General features: G+C 40.7%; 19 protein-coding genes. 7 read left to right on the top strand and 12 right to left on the bottom strand.

Going from position 1 to position 19795, the window contains the following annotated elements:
- Positions 1 to 168: 168 nt before the first annotated feature.
- Together argS and TRESU_RS03085 are read right to left on the bottom strand one after the other, a co-directional pair.
- The gene (gene argS, locus TRESU_RS03095) at positions 169 to 1998 is read right to left on the bottom strand and encodes an arginine--tRNA ligase (protein ID WP_013700856.1); all 1830 of its coding nucleotides are present in this window, start codon (positions 1996 to 1998) and stop codon (positions 169 to 171) included.
- A gap of 268 nt (positions 1999 to 2266) precedes the next feature.
- Positions 2267 to 3328, bottom strand: coding sequence for an MraY family glycosyltransferase (locus TRESU_RS03085; protein WP_169309731.1), 1062 nt, complete (start codon positions 3326 to 3328; stop codon positions 2267 to 2269).
- Between the two features lie 420 nt (positions 3329 to 3748).
- Between TRESU_RS03085 and TRESU_RS03080 the strand changes: the two genes are divergently transcribed.
- The 3 genes from TRESU_RS03080 to TRESU_RS03070 are packed head-to-tail and all read left to right on the top strand — an operon-like array spanning position 3749 to position 6080.
- A complete protein-coding gene (locus tag TRESU_RS03080) occupies positions 3749 to 4588 on the top strand; it encodes an Mrp/NBP35 family ATP-binding protein (RefSeq protein WP_013700854.1) in 840 nt (279 codons plus the stop codon).
- The gene (locus tag TRESU_RS03075) at positions 4585 to 5088 is read left to right on the top strand and encodes a C-GCAxxG-C-C family protein (protein ID WP_013700853.1); all 504 of its coding nucleotides are present in this window, start codon (positions 4585 to 4587) and stop codon (positions 5086 to 5088) included. The genes TRESU_RS03080 and TRESU_RS03075 overlap by 4 nt, the downstream gene beginning before the upstream one ends.
- Entirely contained in the window at positions 5085 to 6080 is a 996-nt protein-coding gene (locus TRESU_RS03070) for a tRNA-dihydrouridine synthase family protein (RefSeq protein WP_013700852.1), read from the top strand. The genes TRESU_RS03075 and TRESU_RS03070 overlap by 4 nt, the downstream gene beginning before the upstream one ends.
- Before the next feature lie 164 nt (positions 6081 to 6244).
- Here TRESU_RS03070 and TRESU_RS03065 read toward each other — a convergent pair whose 3' ends face one another.
- The 3 genes from TRESU_RS03065 to TRESU_RS03055 form a co-directional block, all read right to left on the bottom strand.
- Positions 6245 to 7177: a cation diffusion facilitator family transporter gene (locus TRESU_RS03065; protein ID WP_013700851.1), complete on the bottom strand. Its 933-nt coding sequence runs from the start codon at positions 7175 to 7177 to the stop codon at positions 6245 to 6247.
- Positions 7178 to 9844: a leucine--tRNA ligase gene (gene leuS, locus TRESU_RS03060; RefSeq protein WP_013700850.1), complete on the bottom strand. Its 2667-nt coding sequence runs from the start codon at positions 9842 to 9844 to the stop codon at positions 7178 to 7180.
- Positions 9845 to 9937: 93 nt separating this feature from the next.
- Positions 9938 to 10444: a DNA-deoxyinosine glycosylase gene (locus TRESU_RS03055; protein ID WP_013700849.1), complete on the bottom strand. Its 507-nt coding sequence runs from the start codon at positions 10442 to 10444 to the stop codon at positions 9938 to 9940.
- A 232-nt stretch (positions 10445 to 10676) separates the two neighbouring features.
- Between TRESU_RS03055 and TRESU_RS03050 the strand changes: the two genes are divergently transcribed.
- Positions 10677 to 11117: a GNAT family N-acetyltransferase gene (locus tag TRESU_RS03050; protein ID WP_013700848.1), complete on the top strand. Its 441-nt coding sequence runs from the start codon at positions 10677 to 10679 to the stop codon at positions 11115 to 11117.
- Positions 11118 to 11213: 96 nt separating this feature from the next.
- Here the strand turns inward: TRESU_RS03050 and TRESU_RS15800 are convergent, their stop codons facing one another.
- Positions 11214 to 11339, bottom strand: coding sequence for a hypothetical protein (locus TRESU_RS15800; RefSeq protein ID WP_013700847.1), 126 nt, complete (start codon positions 11337 to 11339; stop codon positions 11214 to 11216).
- A 250-nt stretch (positions 11340 to 11589) separates the two neighbouring features.
- Between TRESU_RS15800 and TRESU_RS03045 the strand changes: the two genes are divergently transcribed.
- Both TRESU_RS03045 and TRESU_RS03040 read left to right on the top strand, forming a co-directional pair.
- Positions 11590 to 12213, top strand: coding sequence for a TetR/AcrR family transcriptional regulator (locus TRESU_RS03045; RefSeq protein ID WP_013700846.1), 624 nt, complete (start codon positions 11590 to 11592; stop codon positions 12211 to 12213).
- Between the two features lie 23 nt (positions 12214 to 12236).
- Positions 12237 to 12743 (top strand): flavodoxin domain-containing protein, encoded by a 507-nt coding sequence (locus TRESU_RS03040; RefSeq protein ID WP_013700845.1) that lies wholly within the window; start codon positions 12237 to 12239, stop codon positions 12741 to 12743.
- Between the two features lie 64 nt (positions 12744 to 12807).
- On the opposite strand, the gene TRESU_RS03035 is transcribed toward TRESU_RS03040, so the two are convergent.
- Positions 12808 to 13341: a nitroreductase gene (locus TRESU_RS03035; RefSeq protein ID WP_013700844.1), complete on the bottom strand. Its 534-nt coding sequence runs from the start codon at positions 13339 to 13341 to the stop codon at positions 12808 to 12810.
- A gap of 270 nt (positions 13342 to 13611) precedes the next feature.
- Here TRESU_RS03035 and TRESU_RS03030 point away from each other — a divergent pair, with 270 nt between their 5' ends.
- The gene (locus TRESU_RS03030) at positions 13612 to 14997 is read left to right on the top strand and encodes a TrpB-like pyridoxal phosphate-dependent enzyme (protein WP_013700843.1); all 1386 of its coding nucleotides are present in this window, start codon (positions 13612 to 13614) and stop codon (positions 14995 to 14997) included.
- 82 nt (positions 14998 to 15079) lie between these two features.
- Here the strand turns inward: TRESU_RS03030 and TRESU_RS03025 are convergent, their stop codons facing one another.
- Genes TRESU_RS03025 through TRESU_RS03005 form a run of 5 tightly spaced genes read right to left on the bottom strand, consistent with a single transcriptional unit; the run spans position 15080 to position 19783 of the window.
- Positions 15080 to 16531: an MATE family efflux transporter gene (locus TRESU_RS03025; RefSeq protein WP_013700842.1), complete on the bottom strand. Its 1452-nt coding sequence runs from the start codon at positions 16529 to 16531 to the stop codon at positions 15080 to 15082.
- Position 16532: 1 nt separating this feature from the next.
- Positions 16533 to 17180: a RhuM family protein gene (rhuM, locus tag TRESU_RS03020; RefSeq protein ID WP_013700841.1), complete on the bottom strand. Its 648-nt coding sequence runs from the start codon at positions 17178 to 17180 to the stop codon at positions 16533 to 16535.
- The gene (locus TRESU_RS03015) at positions 17177 to 18103 is read right to left on the bottom strand and encodes a DUF5677 domain-containing protein (RefSeq protein ID WP_013700840.1); all 927 of its coding nucleotides are present in this window, start codon (positions 18101 to 18103) and stop codon (positions 17177 to 17179) included. Before TRESU_RS03015 ends, rhuM begins: the two co-directional genes overlap by 4 nt.
- Positions 18104 to 18122: 19 nt before the next feature.
- A complete protein-coding gene (locus tag TRESU_RS03010) occupies positions 18123 to 19154 on the bottom strand; it encodes an ATP-binding protein (RefSeq protein ID WP_013700839.1) in 1032 nt (343 codons plus the stop codon).
- Positions 19151 to 19783: a response regulator gene (locus TRESU_RS03005; RefSeq protein WP_013700838.1), complete on the bottom strand. Its 633-nt coding sequence runs from the start codon at positions 19781 to 19783 to the stop codon at positions 19151 to 19153. Before TRESU_RS03005 ends, TRESU_RS03010 begins: the two co-directional genes overlap by 4 nt.
- Positions 19784 to 19795: the final 12 nt, after the last annotated feature.

Genomic DNA, 19795 nt, shown 5'->3' with positions numbered 1-19795 from the left:
GCGCATTATTGCGCGATTTTGAACCACGAAACCGTGTCTGGGAGAGCAGTTTTATGCTGAATACATTTATAATGCGTTTGCCCTGATAATTGAGAAAATACAGTTTTATTAAAATTCAAAAAATCCGCCCGCATAAATTTTTAGGCAGGCAGAATTTTTTTATAGACCTTACATTCTTTCCAAGTAAGGAACAAGAACAAGATCCATTCCGCTTTTTAAAACAGACAAAGTGCATTGCGCAAGAGCAAGGCGGGCTTTTGCAAGACGCTCATTTTCAGAAGCAGTTCCGACAATCGGACAGTCACGGTAAAACGCACTGAAACTTTTGCTTACATCGTAAAGGTAAGAAGCCATTCCGCTTGGATCTAAAGTTTCCGCAGATTTTTGAACAATAGAAGGAAATCTTTCCAAATCCTTTATCAAAGCCCATTCGCTTTCCGCAGTCAAAAGTGAAAAATCTTCTACCGAACTAGACGGCTCAAGCCCCTGCTCTTTTGCCTTGCGTAAAATTGAAGCGATGCGCGCTCCCATGTACTGAAGATAAGGTCCTGTGTTTCCGTTGAAGCTAAGTGATTCTTCCGGGTTAAAAAGCATATCTTTTACCGGCGCAACATTCAAAAGGTAATAATCCAAGGCAGCCAGCGCGACTTTTTCAGCAACTTCATCAGGATTCCCAACTGAATTGTCCCTGCCACGCTCTTCAATCGCCTTTAAAGCCTGAGCATGGAGGCTATCAATCAAGTCATCAGCGTCAACAACGGTTCCCTCACGGCTTTTCATTCTTCCGCTCGGAAGGTTTACAAGTCCATAGCTCAAATGGAACAGTTTTTCAGTCCAGCCGAATCCAAGTTTTTTCAAGATATGGAAAAGAATCTTAAAATGATAGTTCTGCTCGCTTGCAACAACGTAAACAAGCTGATTAAAAGGCCAGTCATTGTGGCGGCTGATTGCAGTTCCAATGTCCTGGGTTATGTAAACAGAAGTTCCGTCTTTTCTAAGAAGAACTTTTTCGTGGCTGTCTTCATCCTTGCCTTTTCCAACAACATCGGTAACATCAATTCTCACAGAACCATCGGGAGCTTTAAAGAATACACCCTTTTCAAGTCCTTTTAAGATTTCATCTTTTCCTTTTAGATAAGTGTCGCTTTCAAAATAGAATTTGTCAAAGACAATTCCAGTTCTCTTATAAGTTTCCTTTAGTCCGTCCAAAGTCCAGCTGTTCATTTTCTGCCAAAGCCCGCGGACTTCTTTGTCTCCCTGCTCCCATTTTACAAGCATTTCTTCCGCCTGCTGAACGGCTTCCGGGTGCTCCTTGGAATACTTGTCAAACTCAACATAGCACTGGCCTACAAAATGATCTCCCTTCATTCCAAGAGATTCCGGGGTTTCATTTTTTGCCTCATGGAAAAGCTTGTACGCCAACATGGATTTGCAGATATGGATTCCGCGGTTGTTAATAAGGTCAACTTTGAAAACTTCCGCACCCGCTTTTTTTAGAATCCGGCTCACGCTTTCACCAAGGGCGTCATTGCGAAGATGTCCAAGATGAAGCGGCTTGTTTGTGTTCGGCGAAGAGAATTCAACCATAATCCGCTGGCCTTCAAGAGGCTTTTTTCCTGCGGAATCAAAAGAGCCGTAGTTTTCCCCCTGAGAAACAATCGAAGCCAGAATTCCTGAAGCAGAAGCAGCCTTATTTAACTTTATATTCACATAAGGACCGGCAGCGTCAAATTCACCAAGAGAAGCAAGAGACGCATCGTTTTCCGCGGATTTTTTAAGCGACTGGGCAACGGAGGCGGCAATTGCAGGAGGAGCCATTCTGAACATTTTGGCGAACGGAAACATCGGGCTTCCCAAGTCTCCCATTTCAGGGCGCGGCGGATTTTCCACACGCACAAGCTTTTCGTCAATTTCAGGGCAATCTATTTTATTTTCAATTTTAAACTGATTCACAGCATTCAACACAGCGGATTTAAACAAATCTTTTTGACTTAACATAGTTTTTCCTTAAAAATTTTCTTTGTCCAAAAATCAAGTGGACAGAAATTTATTTTCAGAAAGTATAACAAAATAAGAACAAAGTGAAAAGCACGGGAATTTTCCAGAAAAAAACATTTCCGCATGAACAAAAAGAATGTTCCTACTCAAACAAAAGAAGCATTCCTATTAGAAGAGGAAGAGGTTTCCGCTTAAAAGAAAAACAACGTTCCTGTTCTAACAGGAAGCACGTTCCGCTTATAACCGGAAGCGAAAAAAACACACAGGATTAGTGCTCTTCCATTGGATGGTCTTGAAGATGTCCTGTTCTTCTAAGATTTACAGAATGATTCAGATAATGGAATGTGATAAAAACAAGCTCAACTATAGCCAAAAACAGGCAAAGCTCGGCAGTCGCAACTCTTACAGTAAGCTTGTATGAAATCAAAACTGAAAAGCAGATAAGAACCTGAAGGCACAAAAGGAATACAATTGTCGCGCATCGTGAAAATCCAACGTTAAGCATTTTGTGGTGAATATGGGATCTGTCCGCACTGAAAATAGAACGGTGATCACGGAGTCTTCTCCAAGTGGCGGCAATAACATCTGTAAGAGGAATAGACGCAATAAGAAGCATTATGAGCATCTTGTTATACTCAAAACTTGGAGATTCTTTGTAAATAAGCGGAAAAACTGCAACAGCAAAACCCAAAGTCTGGCTTCCTGAATCTCCAAGGAATATTCTTGCCGGCGGTCTATTGAAAACCATAAATCCTGCAATTGCGCCCGCAAGAATAAAATAAAGTGAAAATGAGTATGTTCTAAAAATCAAGCTTAAAACGCCAAACGTTATAATAGAAAGAAATGAAATTCCAGAGCAAAGCCAGTCAATTCCGTCAATCAAATTGAAAGCATTTACACAGACCAAAATCCAAAAAAAAGTAAAAATCTTTCCAAAAACAGGATTCAAGTTTACAAAGAATATTTTGTTGATTCCAACAGGACTCAGCGCAACCAAAAGAGCCGCGGCAATCTGAATTAAAAACTTAAACCGTGCGTGCAAATCAACAAGGTCGTCAATAAATCCAAAGGCAAATATCAAAAGCAGTCCTAAAAATGCTTGCCAGGCAAAATCAAATGCTCCCTTCTGAAAAAGGCAGACGTAGATTCCTGCGCAAACAAAAAAAGACACAAAGACTGCGACACCTCCCAAACGAGGAATGTTTCCGCTATGAATCTTGCGAGGATCTATTTCATCATAAATTTCGTATCTTTTACAAATCTTTATTATAAGCCAAGTCAGCAAAAGGCTCAAAATAAAAGTCAGTAACGAAGCATAAAATACCAACAAGTACCCCCCCCCCACTAAAAAGTTTATTTTACCACTTTTTACTGAGAGTGAATTATAGATTAACATTTTTTTATATTTTCTTCAATATATTTACTGTGCATAACGCATATTATCATTGCATACACGGCAAACGCATTATAAATATTTTAAGTAAAGTTTGTGCGAAGGAACGGTTCGTGAGGGAAAAAACACTCTGATTGTTGCGACCGCGTGAGCGCTCAATTCTATGGTTACTTTGCAACAATCAGCTTGTGGCGCATCATTGCGCGATTTTGAACCAGAAAACCGTGACTGAAAGCCAGTTTTATGCTGAATACATTTATAATGCGCTTGCCCTGTCATTGCATATCTTTTATTGTATTTTTGAGGAAATTTGATTATATTCATTGCAAACTAAATACAAAAAAATAGAGGTGAAAAATGGCTTGTGGTGGAAACTGCTCCAGCTGCGGAGACAAATGTGAAAAAAAGCCTTTAAAGGAAAATCTTCATTCAGGCTCTTCTGTAAAAAAAGTTATCGGAATTGTTTCTGGCAAAGGCGGAGTCGGAAAATCGCTTGTAACAAGTCTTTTAGCCTGCAAAGTAAATAAAGACGGATTCAGGACAGCAATTCTTGACGCTGACATTACAGGACCTTCCATTCCAACTTCATTCGGGCTTGGAAATGTGCGCGCTGAAAGTGTTTCAGAAAAAAACAGCGACGGAAGCGAAGGCGGATACTTAAAATCAGTCAAGTCAAAGTCAGGCATTCAGCTTATGTCGATGAATTTCCTTCTGCAGAACGAAACTGATCCGGTTGTTTGGCGTGGTCCAGTTATTTCCGGGGCAGTGCGCCAGTTCTGGACAGATGTTCTTTGGGAAGACGTTGATTTTATGTTCGTTGACTGTCCGCCGGGAACTGGAGATGTTCCGCTCACAGTTTTCCAGTCGCTTCCAATAGACGGAATTATAATTGTTTCTTCGCCGCAGCAGCTTGTGCGCGTAATCGTTGAAAAAGCCGTAAACATGGCAAACATGATGAATGTTCCGGTTTTGGGCCTTGTAGAAAACATGAGCTACGTAAAATGCCCGGACTGCGGAAAAGAAATAAAAGTCTTCGGTGAAAGCAACATCGGAAAAATCGCGGAAGAATTCAATCTAAAAGTTCTTGCCCGCATTCCAATCGAACAGAATATGTCTGCTGCTGTTGACAAAGGCGAAATTGAATCTCTTGACGCTTCTTTTATTGAAGAAGCCGCAAAATCTATAGAGGTGCTATGATTTCCCCGGAAGAAGCAAAAAAACGCGCAAAGGAAAATTTTCTAAGCGGTTTCAATTGCGCCCAGTCAGTTCTTGAAGTTTTCTGTGGGGAACTTGGAATTGACCGGGAGCTTGCATTAAAATCTGCCCAGGCATTTGGCGGCGGAACTTGCAGGCTGCGTGAAATGTGCGGTGCGGTAAACGGAATGCTGCTTGCATTGAGCATAAAAAACGGCAGTTCAGACCCAAAAGACAAAGAAGCCAAGGATTCAGTTTACAAAGACGGACAATTTTTGTGCGAAAAGTTCAAGAAAAAGAACGGCTCGTTTATCTGCCGGGAACTTCTTGGACTTTCTCCGCTCGGACAATCCCAAAACTACCTGCGAAAAAATTCCGTTGAAGGAAAAGCAGATTCTCCAGTTTCAGAAAAAAGAACAGAAGAGTACTACAAAAAACGCCCTTGCCCGGAACTCTGCGCTGATGCCGCTGAACTTTTTGCGGAATACTTGAATTCAAAATGAAACTTATCTGCGCGCCAATGGCAACCTTGAGCCATGAAGCATTCAGGATTTCTGTGGAAGAATTCGGAGGCTGCGATGAATATTTCACCGAAATGATAAATGCCTCTTCGCTTTTGAATATGGGACCGTTTGAAAAATATTATCTTATGAACGGACCCTGCCCGGAAAAAATCGTGTGGCAGCTCACGGGAACTTCCGCGGAATCGTTGGCAAAGGCAGCTGAAATTGTGTGCGAGAAAGGCGGAATCGGAATCGACTTGAACATGGGCTGTTCTGCCCCGCAAATCTACAAGATCGGAGCCGGAATCGCCTGGATGCTAAAGCCGCTAAAAGAAACCGCAGAAGCAGTCTCAAAAGTAAAAAAATCGCTGGATTTAATAGAAGAAAAAACACAAAACCATTTCAGATTTAGCGTAAAATGCAGGCTTGGAAACGAAAATTTCACGGAGCAAACTTTTTTCAACTTTACAGATATGCTTGTAGAAAACGGAGTTGAGCTTATAACGCTTCATGCGCGCACAATCAAGGAAAAATACCGCGGACTTCCAAGGTACGAGTTTGCGAAAAAACTTTCACAGCGGTATGAAAAAAAAATCAAAGTCTATGTAAATGGCTGCATAAAGGACACCGCCAGCGCAAAGTTTGCCATTCAAAAAGCCCCGGAAGCAGACGGAATCATGATTGCAAGAGCCGCCGCCGAACGTCCCTGGATTTTCGCGCAAATAAAAAACGGCCTTGAAGATTCCGCGGAAAAAATTACAATTGACAGGATGCAAACTGCGTTGAACTTTATAGACAATGTTGAAAAATTCCAGCCAAAGGAATTCCACAAGACGCGGATTCAGAGATTTTTTTCGTACTACTGCGCGCAGTTCGAATTCGGACATTATTTCCAGACAAAAATGCTTAATTACAAGTCAAATGAAGAAAGCCGCAAAGAAATTCGTGATTATTTTCAAAAACAGCCTCATGAACGCTTCATTCAAGTGTGAATTTTCAGTTTTAAGGAGTTTTCTTCAAAAATAAGAGATATTCTTGTATTTTTATACATATTCTTGAAGATTTTTGTATATTCCTGAGTTCTTTGTATAAATATTCAAGGATATAAGTTATTCTTCGCAAATATTGAATTTTCCAAAAGAATATTAAATATTCCTCATAAATTCTGAGGATTCAAGCCGAATTCTTCCTTGGGCTGATGCAAATCGGAATTTTTCGGCTCAACATGAATCACAATGTCATAAATTTCAGGAATTTTCCTGCGGATTGCACTTTCAACCTGCTCGCTAAGCTCGTGCGCCTCGTAAACGGAAAGCGACGGGTCAACTTCAATGTCCAAGTCAATGTCAAAGCTTGAAGCCATTCTGCGGATTCTTGCCTTATGCGGATTTTGAACACCAGAAACTGTCGCAACCGCATCGAACAGTTTTTTATAAAGCGAGCTGTCGGCGTTTCCATCCATAAGCTCAAGGTTCATCCTCGCAAAAAGGGAGGCGGCATTTTTTATAACCCAAAGCCCCACAAGCAGCGCAATTGCCGGGTCAAGGAAAGGAAGCTTAAAAAATTCGGAGCATAAAAGGCCTGCAAGAACTGCCGCGGAAAGCATTATGTCGCTTTTCATGTTCTGGGCGTTTGCCTTTACAATTTCGCTTTCGGCGATTTTTCCGTAGTGAAACTGAATCAAAGCAAGAAGAGATTTTCCCACAATCGAAACAACGGCCGCATAAACCGCCACAAGTGAAGTTTCAGCCTGAAAATCATGCAGGATAATTTTTTTTGCTGCGGAAAGTACAATCTGCGCGCCCGCAAAGAAAATTATAAAAGCCAAGGCCATTGTCGCAGTAGTTTCGGCTCTTGCGTGCCCCCAAGGATGCTCCTTGTCACCAGGCTGCTGAATTATGCGGCTTACAAACAAAGTTACAAGCGCAATCAGAACATCGGTGGAACTGTCAATTGCATCACCTGCAACCGCAAGAGAACCTGAAAGATATGCGAACAAAAACTTCACAGCGGCAAGAACTGCATTTCCAACAAGAGCCACAACTCCTGCCACTTTGATGTAATGGGCTTTTAAGCTTGTCGAGTTCATTTACTTTGCCACGATGTTTACAAGCTTGTCTTTTACAACAATGACTTTTGCAATTGTCTTTCCGTCTGTGAACTTTTTATAGCCTTCTGTCTGGGAAGCAAGATTCTTGAGCGTTTCATCGTCTGTTCCGGGAGCAGCTTCAAATTTGTCGCGGAGTTTTCCGTTTATCATTACGACAATCTGAATGCTGTCTTCCTTGCAGAATTCCTCGCTGAACGAAGGCCATTTTTCGTAAGCCACAGTTTTTGTTCCGCCGAGTTTCTGCCAAAGCTCTTCGCCAAGGTGAGGAGCATAAGGGCTAAGAATAAGAACAAAATCCTTCCACATTTCTTTTGGAAGTGAATTGAACTTTGAAGCTTCGTTTATAAAAATCATCATCTGGCTGATTGCGGTGTTGAAGCTGAGAGAAGAAGTGTCTTCCGTAACTTTTTTGATTGTCTGGGCGAAAGTTTTTCTAAGCGCAACAAGAGCTTTGTCTTCAAGCTTGCCTTTTATGTCGATTTCGTCCATTGGCTTTTCGCTTATGTTCCAGACTTTTTCAAGGAAGCGGTTTATTCCTACGAGTCCCTGCGTGTTCCATGGCTTGGAAACAGTGAGCGGTCCCATGAACATTTCGTACATACGCACAGAATCGGCTCCGTACTTCTGAATCATTTCATCAGGATTTACAACATTCTTGAGCGACTTTGACATCTTGGCGATAATCTGCTCAACCTGCTCGCCTGTCGCCTTTTCAAAATATTTTCCGTCCTTTTCTTCAACTTCGTCAGTTGGAACAAGAGTTTTGTTTTTTCGCTGGAATGCAAACGAAGTTATAAGTCCCTGGTTTATAAGGCGATGGAACGGCTCTTTTGTTGAAACTGCTCCTATGTCGTAAAGAACTTTGTGCCAGAATCTTGCATACAAAAGGTGAAGAACCGCGTGCTCAGCTCCGCCTACATAAAGGTCAACCGGCATCCAGTATTCCTCTTTTTCTTTTGAGCAGAACTCTGAATTGTTTTTTGGATCAAGGTAGCGAAGATAATACCAGCATGAGCCGCCCCACTGAGGCATTGTGTTTGTTTCGCGCTTTGCCTTTCCTCCGCATTTAGGGCAAGTCGTGTTAACCCAGGATTCGATTGCGGCAAGAGGACTTTCGCCAGTTCCTGTTGGCTGATAGGATTTTACATCAGGAAGCTTTACAGGCAAGTCTTTTTCCGGCACTGGAACGCATCCGCATTTTTCGCAGTGAACAAGAGGAATTGGCTCTCCCCAGTAACGCTGACGGCTGAAAATCCAGTCGCGGAGCTTGTAGTTTACAGTTGCCTTTCCGCATTTTTTTTCTTCAAGGAATTTTATCATTTCCTGAATCGCGTCTTTTGTGCTTTTTCCTGTAATGAATTCCGAATTGATTGAATATCCGTCCTTTGCGGAAGTGCATTCGTTTGCCACGCAGAAAATTTCCGGGTGGGCATCAACAAGCTTTTTGTATTCCTCTGGATTTTTTGAAGCGGCCTGTAAAAGTTCCGCGCCTTTCTTTTCATCTCCACCGCCAAGAGAAACAATGTCTTCTTTTGTAGCAATTACTTTTATAATCGGCAGATTGAATTTCTTTGCAAAATCCCAGTCGCGCTCATCGTGCGCAGGAACAGCCATAATCGCGCCAGTTCCGTAAGAAGTCAAAACGTAATCAGAAATCCAGATTGGAACCTTCGCTCCGTTTACAGGATCAATTCCGTAGCTTCCTGTAAAGACTCCTGTTTTGTTCTTGTTCAAGTCAGTGCGCTCAAGGTCGGATTTTTTTGCGGCCTCTTCAACATAAGCTTCTACTGCCGGTTTCTGCTCTGGAGTTGTGAGTTCCTTAAGCATTTTGTGTTCCGGTGACATTACCATGTAAGTGCAGCCAAAAAGCGTGTCGGCTCTTGTTGTGTATACTTTCAAATATTTTCCGCTTCCGTTTCCGTCTTTGCCAGCGACTTCAAATTCAACTTCCGCACCGCAAGATTTTCCAATCCAGTTTTTCTGCATGAGCTTTACACTTTCAGGCCAGTCAAGCAAATCAAGATCCTCAAGGAGACGTTCTGCGTAATCGGTGATTTTTAAAATCCACTGGCGGATTGTCTTGCGTGTTACAACTGCACCGCATCTTTCGCACCTGCCTTCTTTTACTTCCTCGTTTGCAAGACCTGTAAGGCAGGAAGGACACCAGTTGATTGGAGTTGCAGCCTCGTAAGCCAAGCCTTTTTTGTAAAGCTGAAGGAAAATCCACTGAGTCCATTTATAATATTCAGGCTCACAAGTTGAAACGCATCTGTCCCAGTCATAACTGAATCCAAGAGCTTTTATCTGGCGTGTAAAATTCGCAATGTTAGCGTTTGTTGTGATTGAAGGATGAGTTCCAGTTTTTATCGCATAGTTTTCAGCAGGAAGCCCGAATGAATCATATCCCATCGGATGCAAAACATTGTAGCCGTTCATGCGCAAGTAGCGGCTGTAAATATCTGTGGCAGTGTAGCCTTCAGGATGTCCTACATGAAGCCCCGCACCACTCGGATACGGAAACATATCAAGAATATATCTGCGTTTTTCTTTTGAAAATGATTTGTCTTCTTCTACGCGGAAAGTTTTGTTTTCTTCCCAGTACTTCTGCCATTTTACTTCGATATTTTGAAAAGGATAGTTAGACATAAAAAGCCTCTGTAAAAAATGATGTGGCAGTATTATAGAACAAACTGAAAATATTTTCTATGGGATTTGAAAAGCAAAAAAAATGACTTGAATTTATTTTTCAAATTCCGCACGCCAAATTTCCGCAAGTTTTTCAAGGGAAAATGAAGCGTTGGCAGGACTTGTGGACGGAAGCGTTTTTAGCATGGAGCACAAATTTTCATCCTGATATTTTAGAAAATATTTTGCGGCAGTTTTTCCATTGGCAAGAATTTTTTTGACCTTGGAATTTTCAATAATCGATTTTATGTCGGAAGGAACAACGCTTCGGATTGAACTGTCAGATGAGCCGCAAATTGTGCATTCCTTGATTGAATCGTAAACTGCGATTTTATTCCGCCTCAAAAAATTTTTCTTTTCTTCTGTAGACTTCGGAATCTCCTCGCAAAAAACAAGGGCAAGCATTTTCCAAAAACGGTTCTGCGGATGTCCGTAGTAAAATCCATTTTTCCGCGACTTTACAGACGGAAGGCTTCCCACAATAAGAACGCATGAATCTTCACAAAAAAACGGACTGAACGGATGCACAATATGCTCTGGAACAAAAATATTTTTCTGCATAAAATTTATTTTCTCGTTTTCAATTTTGATTAATGATAAAACAAATGCAGACCTGTTGTCATCAAGTCAATTAAAAAATTTTGCAAAGGTTGAGGAACTGATTTTTTCATTCTATAATTTCTGCGCTTGAAAAATGAAAATCAAAATAGGAAACTTTGACTGAACGGAATGTTGGGACGGCGTTTTTTACAAAAAACTTTCGGCATTTCCAAAAATAACGGAACGTCTGATTTTGCGTAGATGGACTGAAGCCGATACAGAAAGCCTTGAAGTTATCAGAAACGTTTTCTGCGGAAGCGAATGTTATGCCGTATGCAAAAAGGAAGACAACAAGGCAATCGGAGCAGTCGAACTCAAACTCAACGGGTACACCGACATGACCGAACGATATGATGAATGCGAACTTGGATTCTGGATAGGAAAACCGTTTTGGGGAAGAGGCTACATTCCCGAAGCAGCAGCTGAACTAATTCGCCGTGGATTCGAAGAACTTGGGATGAACAAAATCTGGTGCGGCTACTACGACGGAAACATAAAATCAAAGCGCACGCAGGAAAAACTGAAGTTCGTCTTTCACCATACTTACAACGAAATTCCTGTTCCCCTTTTAAACGAGGTGCGGATTGGACACACAAACTGCCTCACAAAAGAACGATGGCAAGATATGAAATAGCTTCTATCGCTTTTAGACCAGATTTTCGCTGTTTTCTACTGCCTTGCCATACATTTCAAACGGGGGAATGCCATGACTAAAAACAGCCTGATTACATTATATTGCATAGTGGACGATTTTATCCATAGGTTTTTGGAGACATCCGCGGAAAAGAAGAACCTTGCACTGTATTACGGCAGACGCGAACCTAAGCGCCGCAGCAAGTTTCAGCATTTTTTTCATAATTACCTCCGAAAAAATGATTTCTTAAAATATTTTAGCACTCTTTTTAAATAAAGCAAATGAAAAATACATAAGTTTTTTGTTAGTTTTTTATGACAACTTGAAAAAATTCCCCAAATTAAAGTATTCGCTTTAGAAATACTTTGTCAAAAAAAATTAACTCATCTTGACAAGTAACCGCTTGGTAACTAAAATACATTCATAAGTAAACGAACGGTTACTTAATATCAAAATTCAAAACGGAGATAAAATGTCCTGCGAAACAAAAGAGCAAATTATAGAAACTGCGCTTGAACTTTTTTCACAAAACGGATTTTTAGGAACTTCCATGAGCGACATTGCGTCTCAACTAAAAATCACAAAGGGCGCACTTTATAAACATTACGAAAGCAAACAACAAATTCTTGAGCAGATTATTGAACGCATGGCAAAGCTTGACTTGGAGCGCGCAAAAAAATACGAAATGCCAGAAACTGAACAAAAAAAATTCGCAGAAGCATACATTCATATTCCAACTGAAAAAATCCGCGAGTACAGTATTGCGCAATTCAGGCATTGGACGGAAGAAAATTTTTCCGCAAAGTTCCGCAAAATGCTTACGCTGGAACAGTTCCGCAGCAAGGAAATGTCTGACCTTTATCAGAATTATCTTGGAACCGGACCGCTTGAATACATGACAAAAATTTTCAAAAAGATGACAAAATCAAAGCCGAAAGCAAGACAACTTGCGCTTGAATTTTACGGACCAATTTTTATTCTTTACAGCGTTTATGACGGCGCAGAAGAGAACGCAAAAAAATCAGTTTTTGTTCAGCTTGAAAATCACATAAAAAATTTTATAGAACGGCTCGAAAAAGAACGGGCTGAAAAATAATCAAAATAATTTCGGAGGAAAAAATGAAAGCAATCATCTACACAACAAACACAGGAAGCACGGCGCAATACGCAAAGATGCTCGCGGAACAAACCGGACTTCCAGCATTTTCAATGGAAGAAGCAAAGTCAAAAGTCGAGGCAGGAAGCGAAATCATTTATCTTGGCTGGATAATGGCGGCGCAAGTAAAAGGCTACAAGGCGGCTGCAAAAAAATACAAAATCAAAGCAGTCTGCGCAGTCGGCATGGAACGAACTGGAACACGCACAGAACAAATCCGCGAAAAAACTTCTGTTCCAGTTGCAATTCCTCTTTTCACATTGCAGGGAAATTTCGATGTGAAAAAACTGCACGGAATCTACCGCCTTATGATGAACCTGATGGTAAAAATGATAACAAAAAAACTTGGAGCAAAAACAGACCGCACACAGCAGGAAAATGAAATGCTTGAAATTATGCTTCACGGCGGAGAAAAAGTTTGCGCGGAAAATCTAGGCGAAGTTATCAACTGGTACAAAAAAGTTCAGTAAAAATTAAAATCAGAAAATTTCATATTGACATTGCCCGGCATAACCGAGCAATGAAAGTGCATTTTTACTTCACCCAATAAACGTAGTTTTCTTTGCGAGGAGCGGCTTTTGCTTCTCCGCCTTCGGCAGCGTAACCAAGTGCAACGTGCCCGATTCCTTCAAAATCGCCCTTTATTCCAAGGTCTGAAAGAATTTTTTTGCCAAAATCGCTTTCAAATTCCTGCTTTGCGCGGTGAATCCAGATTGAGCCGAGTCCTAAACTTTTCGCTGCATTCATCAGATTTCCCATAACGAGCGAGCCATCGTAAATGTAGTTTGGAGAAACGCTTTTATCGGCAAGAACAATTAAAATCACAGGTGCGCCATAAAACGGATCAAAGCCTTCACTCCAGCCGCCGATTTTTCGGTTTTCTTCGCTGATTTTGTCGCGAAACTCTTTGTTTGTAACCGCAATAATTATTGGCGACTGAAGATTTTTTCCGGTCGGCGCAAAAGTTCCGGCTCGGATTACAGCATTCAAATCTTCTTCAGAAATCATGTCAGGCTTGAATTTGCGGCAGCTTCTGCGTGTTTCAAGATTTTTTAATGTTTCGTTCATAGTGCAACTCCTTGTAAATTATTTTCTATTATCTTTTTCGGCATTTTTATCCTTATTGAAAAACAGGATTTTATTCATTGATTCCGGCGAATAAATCATTTTTAACGGAGAAAAAAATAAAGAAAGCAAGAATGTCTGCCGCTCATATTTTTTTTTGCATAGCTTCGTTACTATTGACAGAATCATAAAAGACTTATATATTACTATTCATAGAAACAAAACAACCGCAGGCTGCTGCGTTGCAAACTTTACACCTTACAGGAGGAACTTATGGATACAAAGAAAATCCCTTACAAAATCTACTTGAACGAAGAAGAGATGCCACAGTTCTGGTACAATATGCGCGCCGACATGAAGAACAAGCCTGCTCCGCTTTTAAATCCGGGAACGCTAAAGCCTTGCACTGCGGAAGAGCTTGAGCACGTTTTCTGCAGGGAGCTTGTAAAGCAGGAGCTGAACGAAACCGACCGCTACATTCCGATTCCTCAGGAAATTCTGGACTTCTACAAGATGTACCGTCCTTCTCCGCTTACAAGGGCTTACTGCCTTGAAAAGAAGCTCGGAACGCCGGCAAAAATCTACTACAAGTTTGAAGGAAACAATACATCAGGAAGCCACAAGCTGAACTCGGCAATCGCCCAGGCATTCTACGCAAAGGAGCAGGGACTAAAGGGCGTTACTACGGAAACAGGAGCCGGCCAGTGGGGAACCGCTATGTCCATGGCGTGCGCATATCTTGGTCTGGACTGCCGCGTTTATCAGGTTCGGTGTTCCTATGAACAGAAGCCTCATCGCCGCGAGGTAATCAGAACTTACGGAGCGCAGGCGATTCCTTCTCCAAGCATGGAAACTGAAATAGGAAGAAAGATTAACGCCGAATATCCGGGATGCACCGGCTCTTTGGGCTGCGCGATTTCGGAAGCGGTGGAATACGCCACAAAGCATGACGGCTACAGATACGTTCTTGGCTCGGTCTTGAGCCAGGTTCTGCTTCACCAGTCGATAATCGGAATGGAAGCAAAGGCCGCGATGGACAAGTATGGAATCAAGCCGGACGTAATAATAGGATGCGCCGGCGGCGGCTCGAATTTGGGCGGACTTATAAGCCCGTTCATGGGAGAAAAACTGCGCGGTGAAAAGGACTACCAGTTCATCGCGATTGAGCCTGCATCTTGCCCAAGCCTTACGCGCGGAGTGTTCGCCTACGACTTCTGCGACACAGGCGAGGTCTGCCCGATGCAGAAAATGTACACGCTCGGCTCGCAGTTCATGCCAAGCGCAAACCACGCGGGAGGACTCCGCTACCACGGAATGAGCGCGATTGTAAGCCAGCTCTACCACGACGGCTACATTGAGGCAAGAAGCGTTGGGCAGACGGAAGTTTTCAAGGCGGCTGAGCTTTTCTGCCGTTCGGAAGGAACTTTGCCGGCACCGGAATCAAGCCACGCAATCAAGGTTGCAATCGACGAAGCTTTAAAATGCAAGGAAACCGGCGAAGAAAAGACAATCCTGTTCGGTCTTACAGGAACAGGCTACTTTGATATGAAAGCCTACGAAGCGTTCAACAACGGAACGATGAGCGACTACATTCCGACCGATGAGGAAATAAAAAAAGCTACAGATTTGATTCCGCGCTTTCCGGGAAACGAATTCTAGGAGCTGTTATATCTTATAGCGATGGCCGCCGGACTACTTAATTCATCCCTGGATGTTTTATGGTCAGGCGGCATTTATTTTTTTATAATCTTTTTTTCCAGTTTCCGGTTCTGTATTCCGCGAACGAAATTACAAAGTTCATAAACCAGCCCATCGGAACGGAATACCAGACCCATTCAATTCCGAACCGCGGAGCGCATACGACCGAGACAACCACGCGGATTGAAAGATTGATTAAATTTGCAAGCGTAAATACTTTCATGTCGCCCGCTCCGCGCAAAAGTCCGTCGCAGGCCATTTTAAATCCTATCCAGCAGTAAAAAAATCCTTCAAAGCGCAGCGCGGCCTGTCCTGTGCGCAGAGCAGTCTCGCTTCCGCCGTCCCCGATAAAAAGAGAAATCAGCGGACGGTAAAAAATTTCAATGCACAGGCAGAGCGTTACCGCAAAAAACGCGACCATAAGATTCGCCGCACGGTAGCCTTTTACAACGCGCTCCGGTTTTCCTGCCCCTATATTTTGCGCCGTGTAAGATGACATTGAATTGTTCAACGCCGCCATAGGAACAATCGCAATCGACGCAATGCGGCTGAACGCAGAATATCCGGCAAGCGCTTCCGAGCCGAAACTGTTCACCACGGACTGAACCAGCATCATCCCGATAGAAACGGTGGACTGCTGTAATATAGAAGGAATCGCGATTTTCGCCATTGATGAAAGCTCGCGTCCGTCAAAAAATCTGAATTTTCTGTAACCGCCGCGAGCCAACTTTCCGTAACGTCTCGCTCCGCCGCCAGAAAAACTTGCGCCGCCAGACATTAAGACTGCGCCGTCGGAAGTTTCTTCGGCCGCCTCAACTCCATCTTCTGAATCCTTGAATTTCCCAAGCGTGCGCATAAAAACCGCGAACGACAGAACGCACGAAAGCCCCTGGGCAATCAGCGTGGCCCATGCCGCTCCTGCAACTCCGGTCTTAAACACCGCTACAAACAGAAAGTCCAGCGCGACATTCAGAACTGAAGAAAAAATCAGAAATACAAGCGGAATCCGCGAATTTCCAATCGCATTGAACATCGAGGAAATCACGTTGTACATGAACAAAAACGGCAGGCCCAGAAAATAAATCCGCAGATAGACAAGAGCCATGTCCAGCGCGTCTGAAGGAGTCTTTAAAAGCACAAGAAGCGGACGGTTTATTACAATTCCCACCGCGCCAAGAAAAACGCTGATTCCCAGAAACGTCAAAAACGCAGTGCTGACCGCAGTCTTCATCACAGAAAAATTGCGCGCGCCAAAATACTTGCTCACAATCACCGAAGAGCCGACACCGCCGCCAATCGCAACGCAGATAAAAACAACCGTAAGCGAATAAGACGCGCCGACCGCCGCCAGAGCCTGCTCGCCCACAAACCGCCCCACGACCGCAGAATCGACCATCGTGTAAAGCTGCTGGAACAAATTGCCAATTATAATCGGAAGTGAAAAAACAAAAAGCGCGTAAAACGCCGGCTTTGAAGTAAGATAATCGCTTTTCATATTAAAACAAAAAAATCCTCCGGAATGAACAAGCCTTGATGCAAGAGTCCATTACAATTTCAGATGCGGTCTGCCGATTCACCGCATAATGAAGCTTGTTCTGAACCATCTTAAAGAAAGCAATTGATTCTGACGATTTAGGCTTATAGTCCACGCTAGTCGCGTACAAGTCCAGAACCTGGCGGTACATCACTTTTTCAGAAAAACGGATATCTCGGATGCGGGCTAAAAACTCTTTCCAATAATCACCGCCGCCAGCCTGCTTGAGCCGTTCATCGTCCATCGTAAAGCCTTTGCGGATGTATTCATTTAAGCGCTTTGTAGCCCACTGGCGGAATTGAGTACCCCTTAACGACTTTACTCTATACCCCACGGAAATAATGACATCAAGATTATAGTAATTAGTTGGTTTGGTAGAAAAATCGGAAATTCTGATTTTACTCACAGAGCTTTCTTTGTCAAGCTCTCCTTCCTCAAAAATATTCAAGATATGTTCATTTATTGTTGAGCGGGACCTTTCAAACAAGGAGGACATGTCATCTATTGTAAGCCAAACAGTTTCGCCCTCAAATCGGACATCAATAGAAACAGTATTATCCGAGGTCTTGAAAATTATGATTTCGCTTTTGTTTTCTGTGGGCATTATCATAAATCTCGTTTTAGATTTTTATCTAGTTTTTCAAAATCCTGATATAAAAATACCAGGATATTCCGCATAATAACTGCATCTTTTGCAGGCAGTTTACTTTCTCGTAGATAATCATTTATCTCAGATTCGATAAAGTGCATAGCCGCTTGAAAGAATATTTTTATCTGAGATAAATCTGGTCTCGTCGATACTGAAAAGGCCGAAGAATGAACATAACTACTAGAATACTTGTATAGAACGGTGAATGAATTTTCCAAATTACATTCTTTTGCCAAAGTTCCAATTTTTCTGTCTTTTTTATTTGGAATTTTGCTTTTTGTCCAACCATAATTTTCTGCAAACTCTGAACCATATTTATTCAAATATTCATCGTGTATTTTATCCCATTCTGGTGTGCTGTTTCCAACAAGCTGAGTAAGATGATATCTAAGAAATTGTAGATGATCTTTATAAACAGGAACTAAATCAGGATTCTGAACGAGATACTGTCCAATTACAAAACTTTCATATAGCGAACGATACTCTACAATCACGCTATTAAAGCAGCCATTCATTGCAAGAAGCAGAATGCTTTTATATTGATTCAAATCATTTTGAAGCTGAACAGAAATATGTTCTGCAATTTGTGAATTCTTTTTACCTTTGCTTTTTCTTGCCGTATAGTTATAAATTGCAGCAGCACAATCCAGGAAAATAAAACATCTTCTTAGCATTTTTGAATTCTGGAGCAATACTATTTCTGAGGATGCAATATAATCCTGCCAGAAATGCTGGATAAGTTGATTTTCATTTGCATAAAGGAAAGAAGTGAATTGTTCTAAATATTTATCAAGCTGCAATTGTCTTTCAGTAACGTTTCCGTTTTGTGAAAAATCTGTAAGAGGACATTCTAAAATAAGGCGTTTTAGGAATTTTTGGTCCATATATTTTTCTTGTACAATCTTACTTTATAAATTTTTGAGGAATATCAATAACAATTAAATTTCTACAATATTTTATATTATTGTAGAAAATTTCTTTATCTGGCAGTTTTTTCATATAGATTGAAAAACCATTGATTTCCATCAATTTCTGAACAAGAAACATTCCAAGACCTTTTCCTGATTCTTTTTTTGCAGCTTCTTCACCACGTTTATGTTCTAGAAAAATTGTTTCCAATTCTTGATCTGTATTAAAAACACTTATCATATCAAAATCTATTTTCATTGAACCATCATTTTGTTTTTCAATCGTAACGGAAACATCTGTATTTTCTTTACAGTATTTTTTACAATTCTCAAATAAAAGAGCAAATGAACTTCTGACAGAAAAAAAATTACAAAAAATTTCATCATAGTTTTTTTCGATATTTACTTTTATATTTCTTTCCTTAAATTCATTTTCATAGATATAAAAGGCCTGAACTAAGCAAGAATGAGCTTTTTCCCAGGTTCTATCAGTTGAATCAAGCAATTCGCCGGAAGTTATTAAATCCAAGCAGTTATATTCAAATGCAACTTGTTCCAAGGCTTTCTCACAACGAAGTAATTCTCTAGCATAATGAAGTGTGTTTTTTTGTACTAAATTATTTATATAATCTACTTTATCTTCTTGATATACTAACTCATCATAGTTTAATTCTTTCCTTAGACTTGAAGTAATATCATGAATGATGTTTTTTGCATTGTGTAAAATAATGTGCTCACTTTCATTATATGATGTTAGATTATTTGAGAGAATAGAATTTGATTTCAATACCGCTGGAAGTAAGACTTTAGTTGCATGTTTTGCATCTTTTGAATTTCTATATTCATCATAAAAAAAGAAATACTTTCCAGAATCTCTTTCCCTGATAATAACCATATAATCTTTAAAAAAAACACAATTTTCTATTTTGTTATTTTTTATTGCTGATAACAAATAATCTATTTTTGATTTGTCTTCTGTATAAACATAAATCAAATCATTATTATTATTCACACCCAAAATTATCATTTAAATAATTTAACTCCCTCAAATACAAGTGTTGCAATTCCTGTTGAAATTTTAAATGCAACTTCCAATTGTTCAACAGAAAAACTTTTCTTGGAGCTCATTTTTTCAAGTTTAGTTTTATAGAGTTCTAATGTTAACTCATCTCCATAATAGGGTTTTACTTTTTCATACGAAGTTAATACCATCTCATCCCAACTGAATATAGTTTTAGACAGTTCTTCGATTGCATTTTTGAATACTTCAAAATCACCTGCGCTTTTGAAGATTTTTTTATCAGCCAAATCAACAGCTTCATGAAAAATATTTTGTGTAGTTTGACTAGAATAAATTATAATTTTTTTATTTGGCGTTTTTGTCTTAATGGATTTTACTATATCTAAACCATTATTCTTACCGAGTTTTTCTCCTACACCATTAATATCAACACAAATAATATGGGAATCCTTTATATCAATTGCATCTAATGTGTCAAAATCTCTTTCAAATAATTGTCTACATTTCCAATCTGATTTGCTCAAGTATTCGATAATATCATTCCTATTTTGATCATCAATAAATAAGACTCTTGTTTTTTCCTTGATTTCTTCAATACTTAAATTTCTAAAAATATTCTTTTTCTTAAAAAACATTGTTATCTCCTG

The organism is Treponema succinifaciens DSM 2489 (assembly GCF_000195275.1).
GTDB classification, from domain to species: domain Bacteria; phylum Spirochaetota; class Spirochaetia; order Treponematales; family Treponemataceae; genus Treponema_D; species Treponema_D succinifaciens.
The sequence above is the reverse complement of the archived record's forward strand: the minus strand, read 5'-3'. Positions and strand labels throughout refer to the sequence as shown.

Coding starts and splice junctions, on each gene's coding strand:
- TRESU_RS03070 (WP_013700852.1), top strand. CDS start 5,085: ATGAAACTTATCTGCGCGCCAATGGCAACCTTGAGCCATGAAGCATTC.
- TRESU_RS03075 (WP_013700853.1), top strand. CDS start 4,585: ATGATTTCCCCGGAAGAAGCAAAAAAACGCGCAAAGGAAAATTTTCTA.
- TRESU_RS03030 (WP_013700843.1), top strand. CDS start 13,612: ATGGATACAAAGAAAATCCCTTACAAAATCTACTTGAACGAAGAAGAG.
- TRESU_RS03045 (WP_013700846.1), top strand. CDS start 11,590: ATGTCCTGCGAAACAAAAGAGCAAATTATAGAAACTGCGCTTGAACTT.
- TRESU_RS03005 (WP_013700838.1), bottom strand. CDS start 19,783: ATGTTTTTTAAGAAAAAGAATATTTTTAGAAATTTAAGTATTGAAGAA.
- TRESU_RS03055 (WP_013700849.1), bottom strand. CDS start 10,444: ATGCAGAAAAATATTTTTGTTCCAGAGCATATTGTGCATCCGTTCAGT.
- leuS (WP_013700850.1), bottom strand. CDS start 9,844: ATGTCTAACTATCCTTTTCAAAATATCGAAGTAAAATGGCAGAAGTAC.
- argS (WP_013700856.1), bottom strand. CDS start 1,998: ATGTTAAGTCAAAAAGATTTGTTTAAATCCGCTGTGTTGAATGCTGTG.
- TRESU_RS03025 (WP_013700842.1), bottom strand. CDS start 16,531: ATGAAAAGCGATTATCTTACTTCAAAGCCGGCGTTTTACGCGCTTTTT.
- TRESU_RS03040 (WP_013700845.1), top strand. CDS start 12,237: ATGAAAGCAATCATCTACACAACAAACACAGGAAGCACGGCGCAATAC.
- TRESU_RS03035 (WP_013700844.1), bottom strand. CDS start 13,341: ATGAACGAAACATTAAAAAATCTTGAAACACGCAGAAGCTGCCGCAAA.
- TRESU_RS15800 (WP_013700847.1), bottom strand. CDS start 11,339: ATGAAAAAAATGCTGAAACTTGCTGCGGCGCTTAGGTTCGCGTCTGCC.
- TRESU_RS03010 (WP_013700839.1), bottom strand. CDS start 19,154: ATGATAATTTTGGGTGTGAATAATAATAATGATTTGATTTATGTTTAT.
- rhuM (WP_013700841.1), bottom strand. CDS start 17,180: ATGATAATGCCCACAGAAAACAAAAGCGAAATCATAATTTTCAAGACC.
- TRESU_RS03065 (WP_013700851.1), bottom strand. CDS start 7,177: ATGAACTCGACAAGCTTAAAAGCCCATTACATCAAAGTGGCAGGAGTT.
- TRESU_RS03015 (WP_013700840.1), bottom strand. CDS start 18,103: ATGGACCAAAAATTCCTAAAACGCCTTATTTTAGAATGTCCTCTTACA.
- TRESU_RS03080 (WP_013700854.1), top strand. CDS start 3,749: ATGGCTTGTGGTGGAAACTGCTCCAGCTGCGGAGACAAATGTGAAAAA.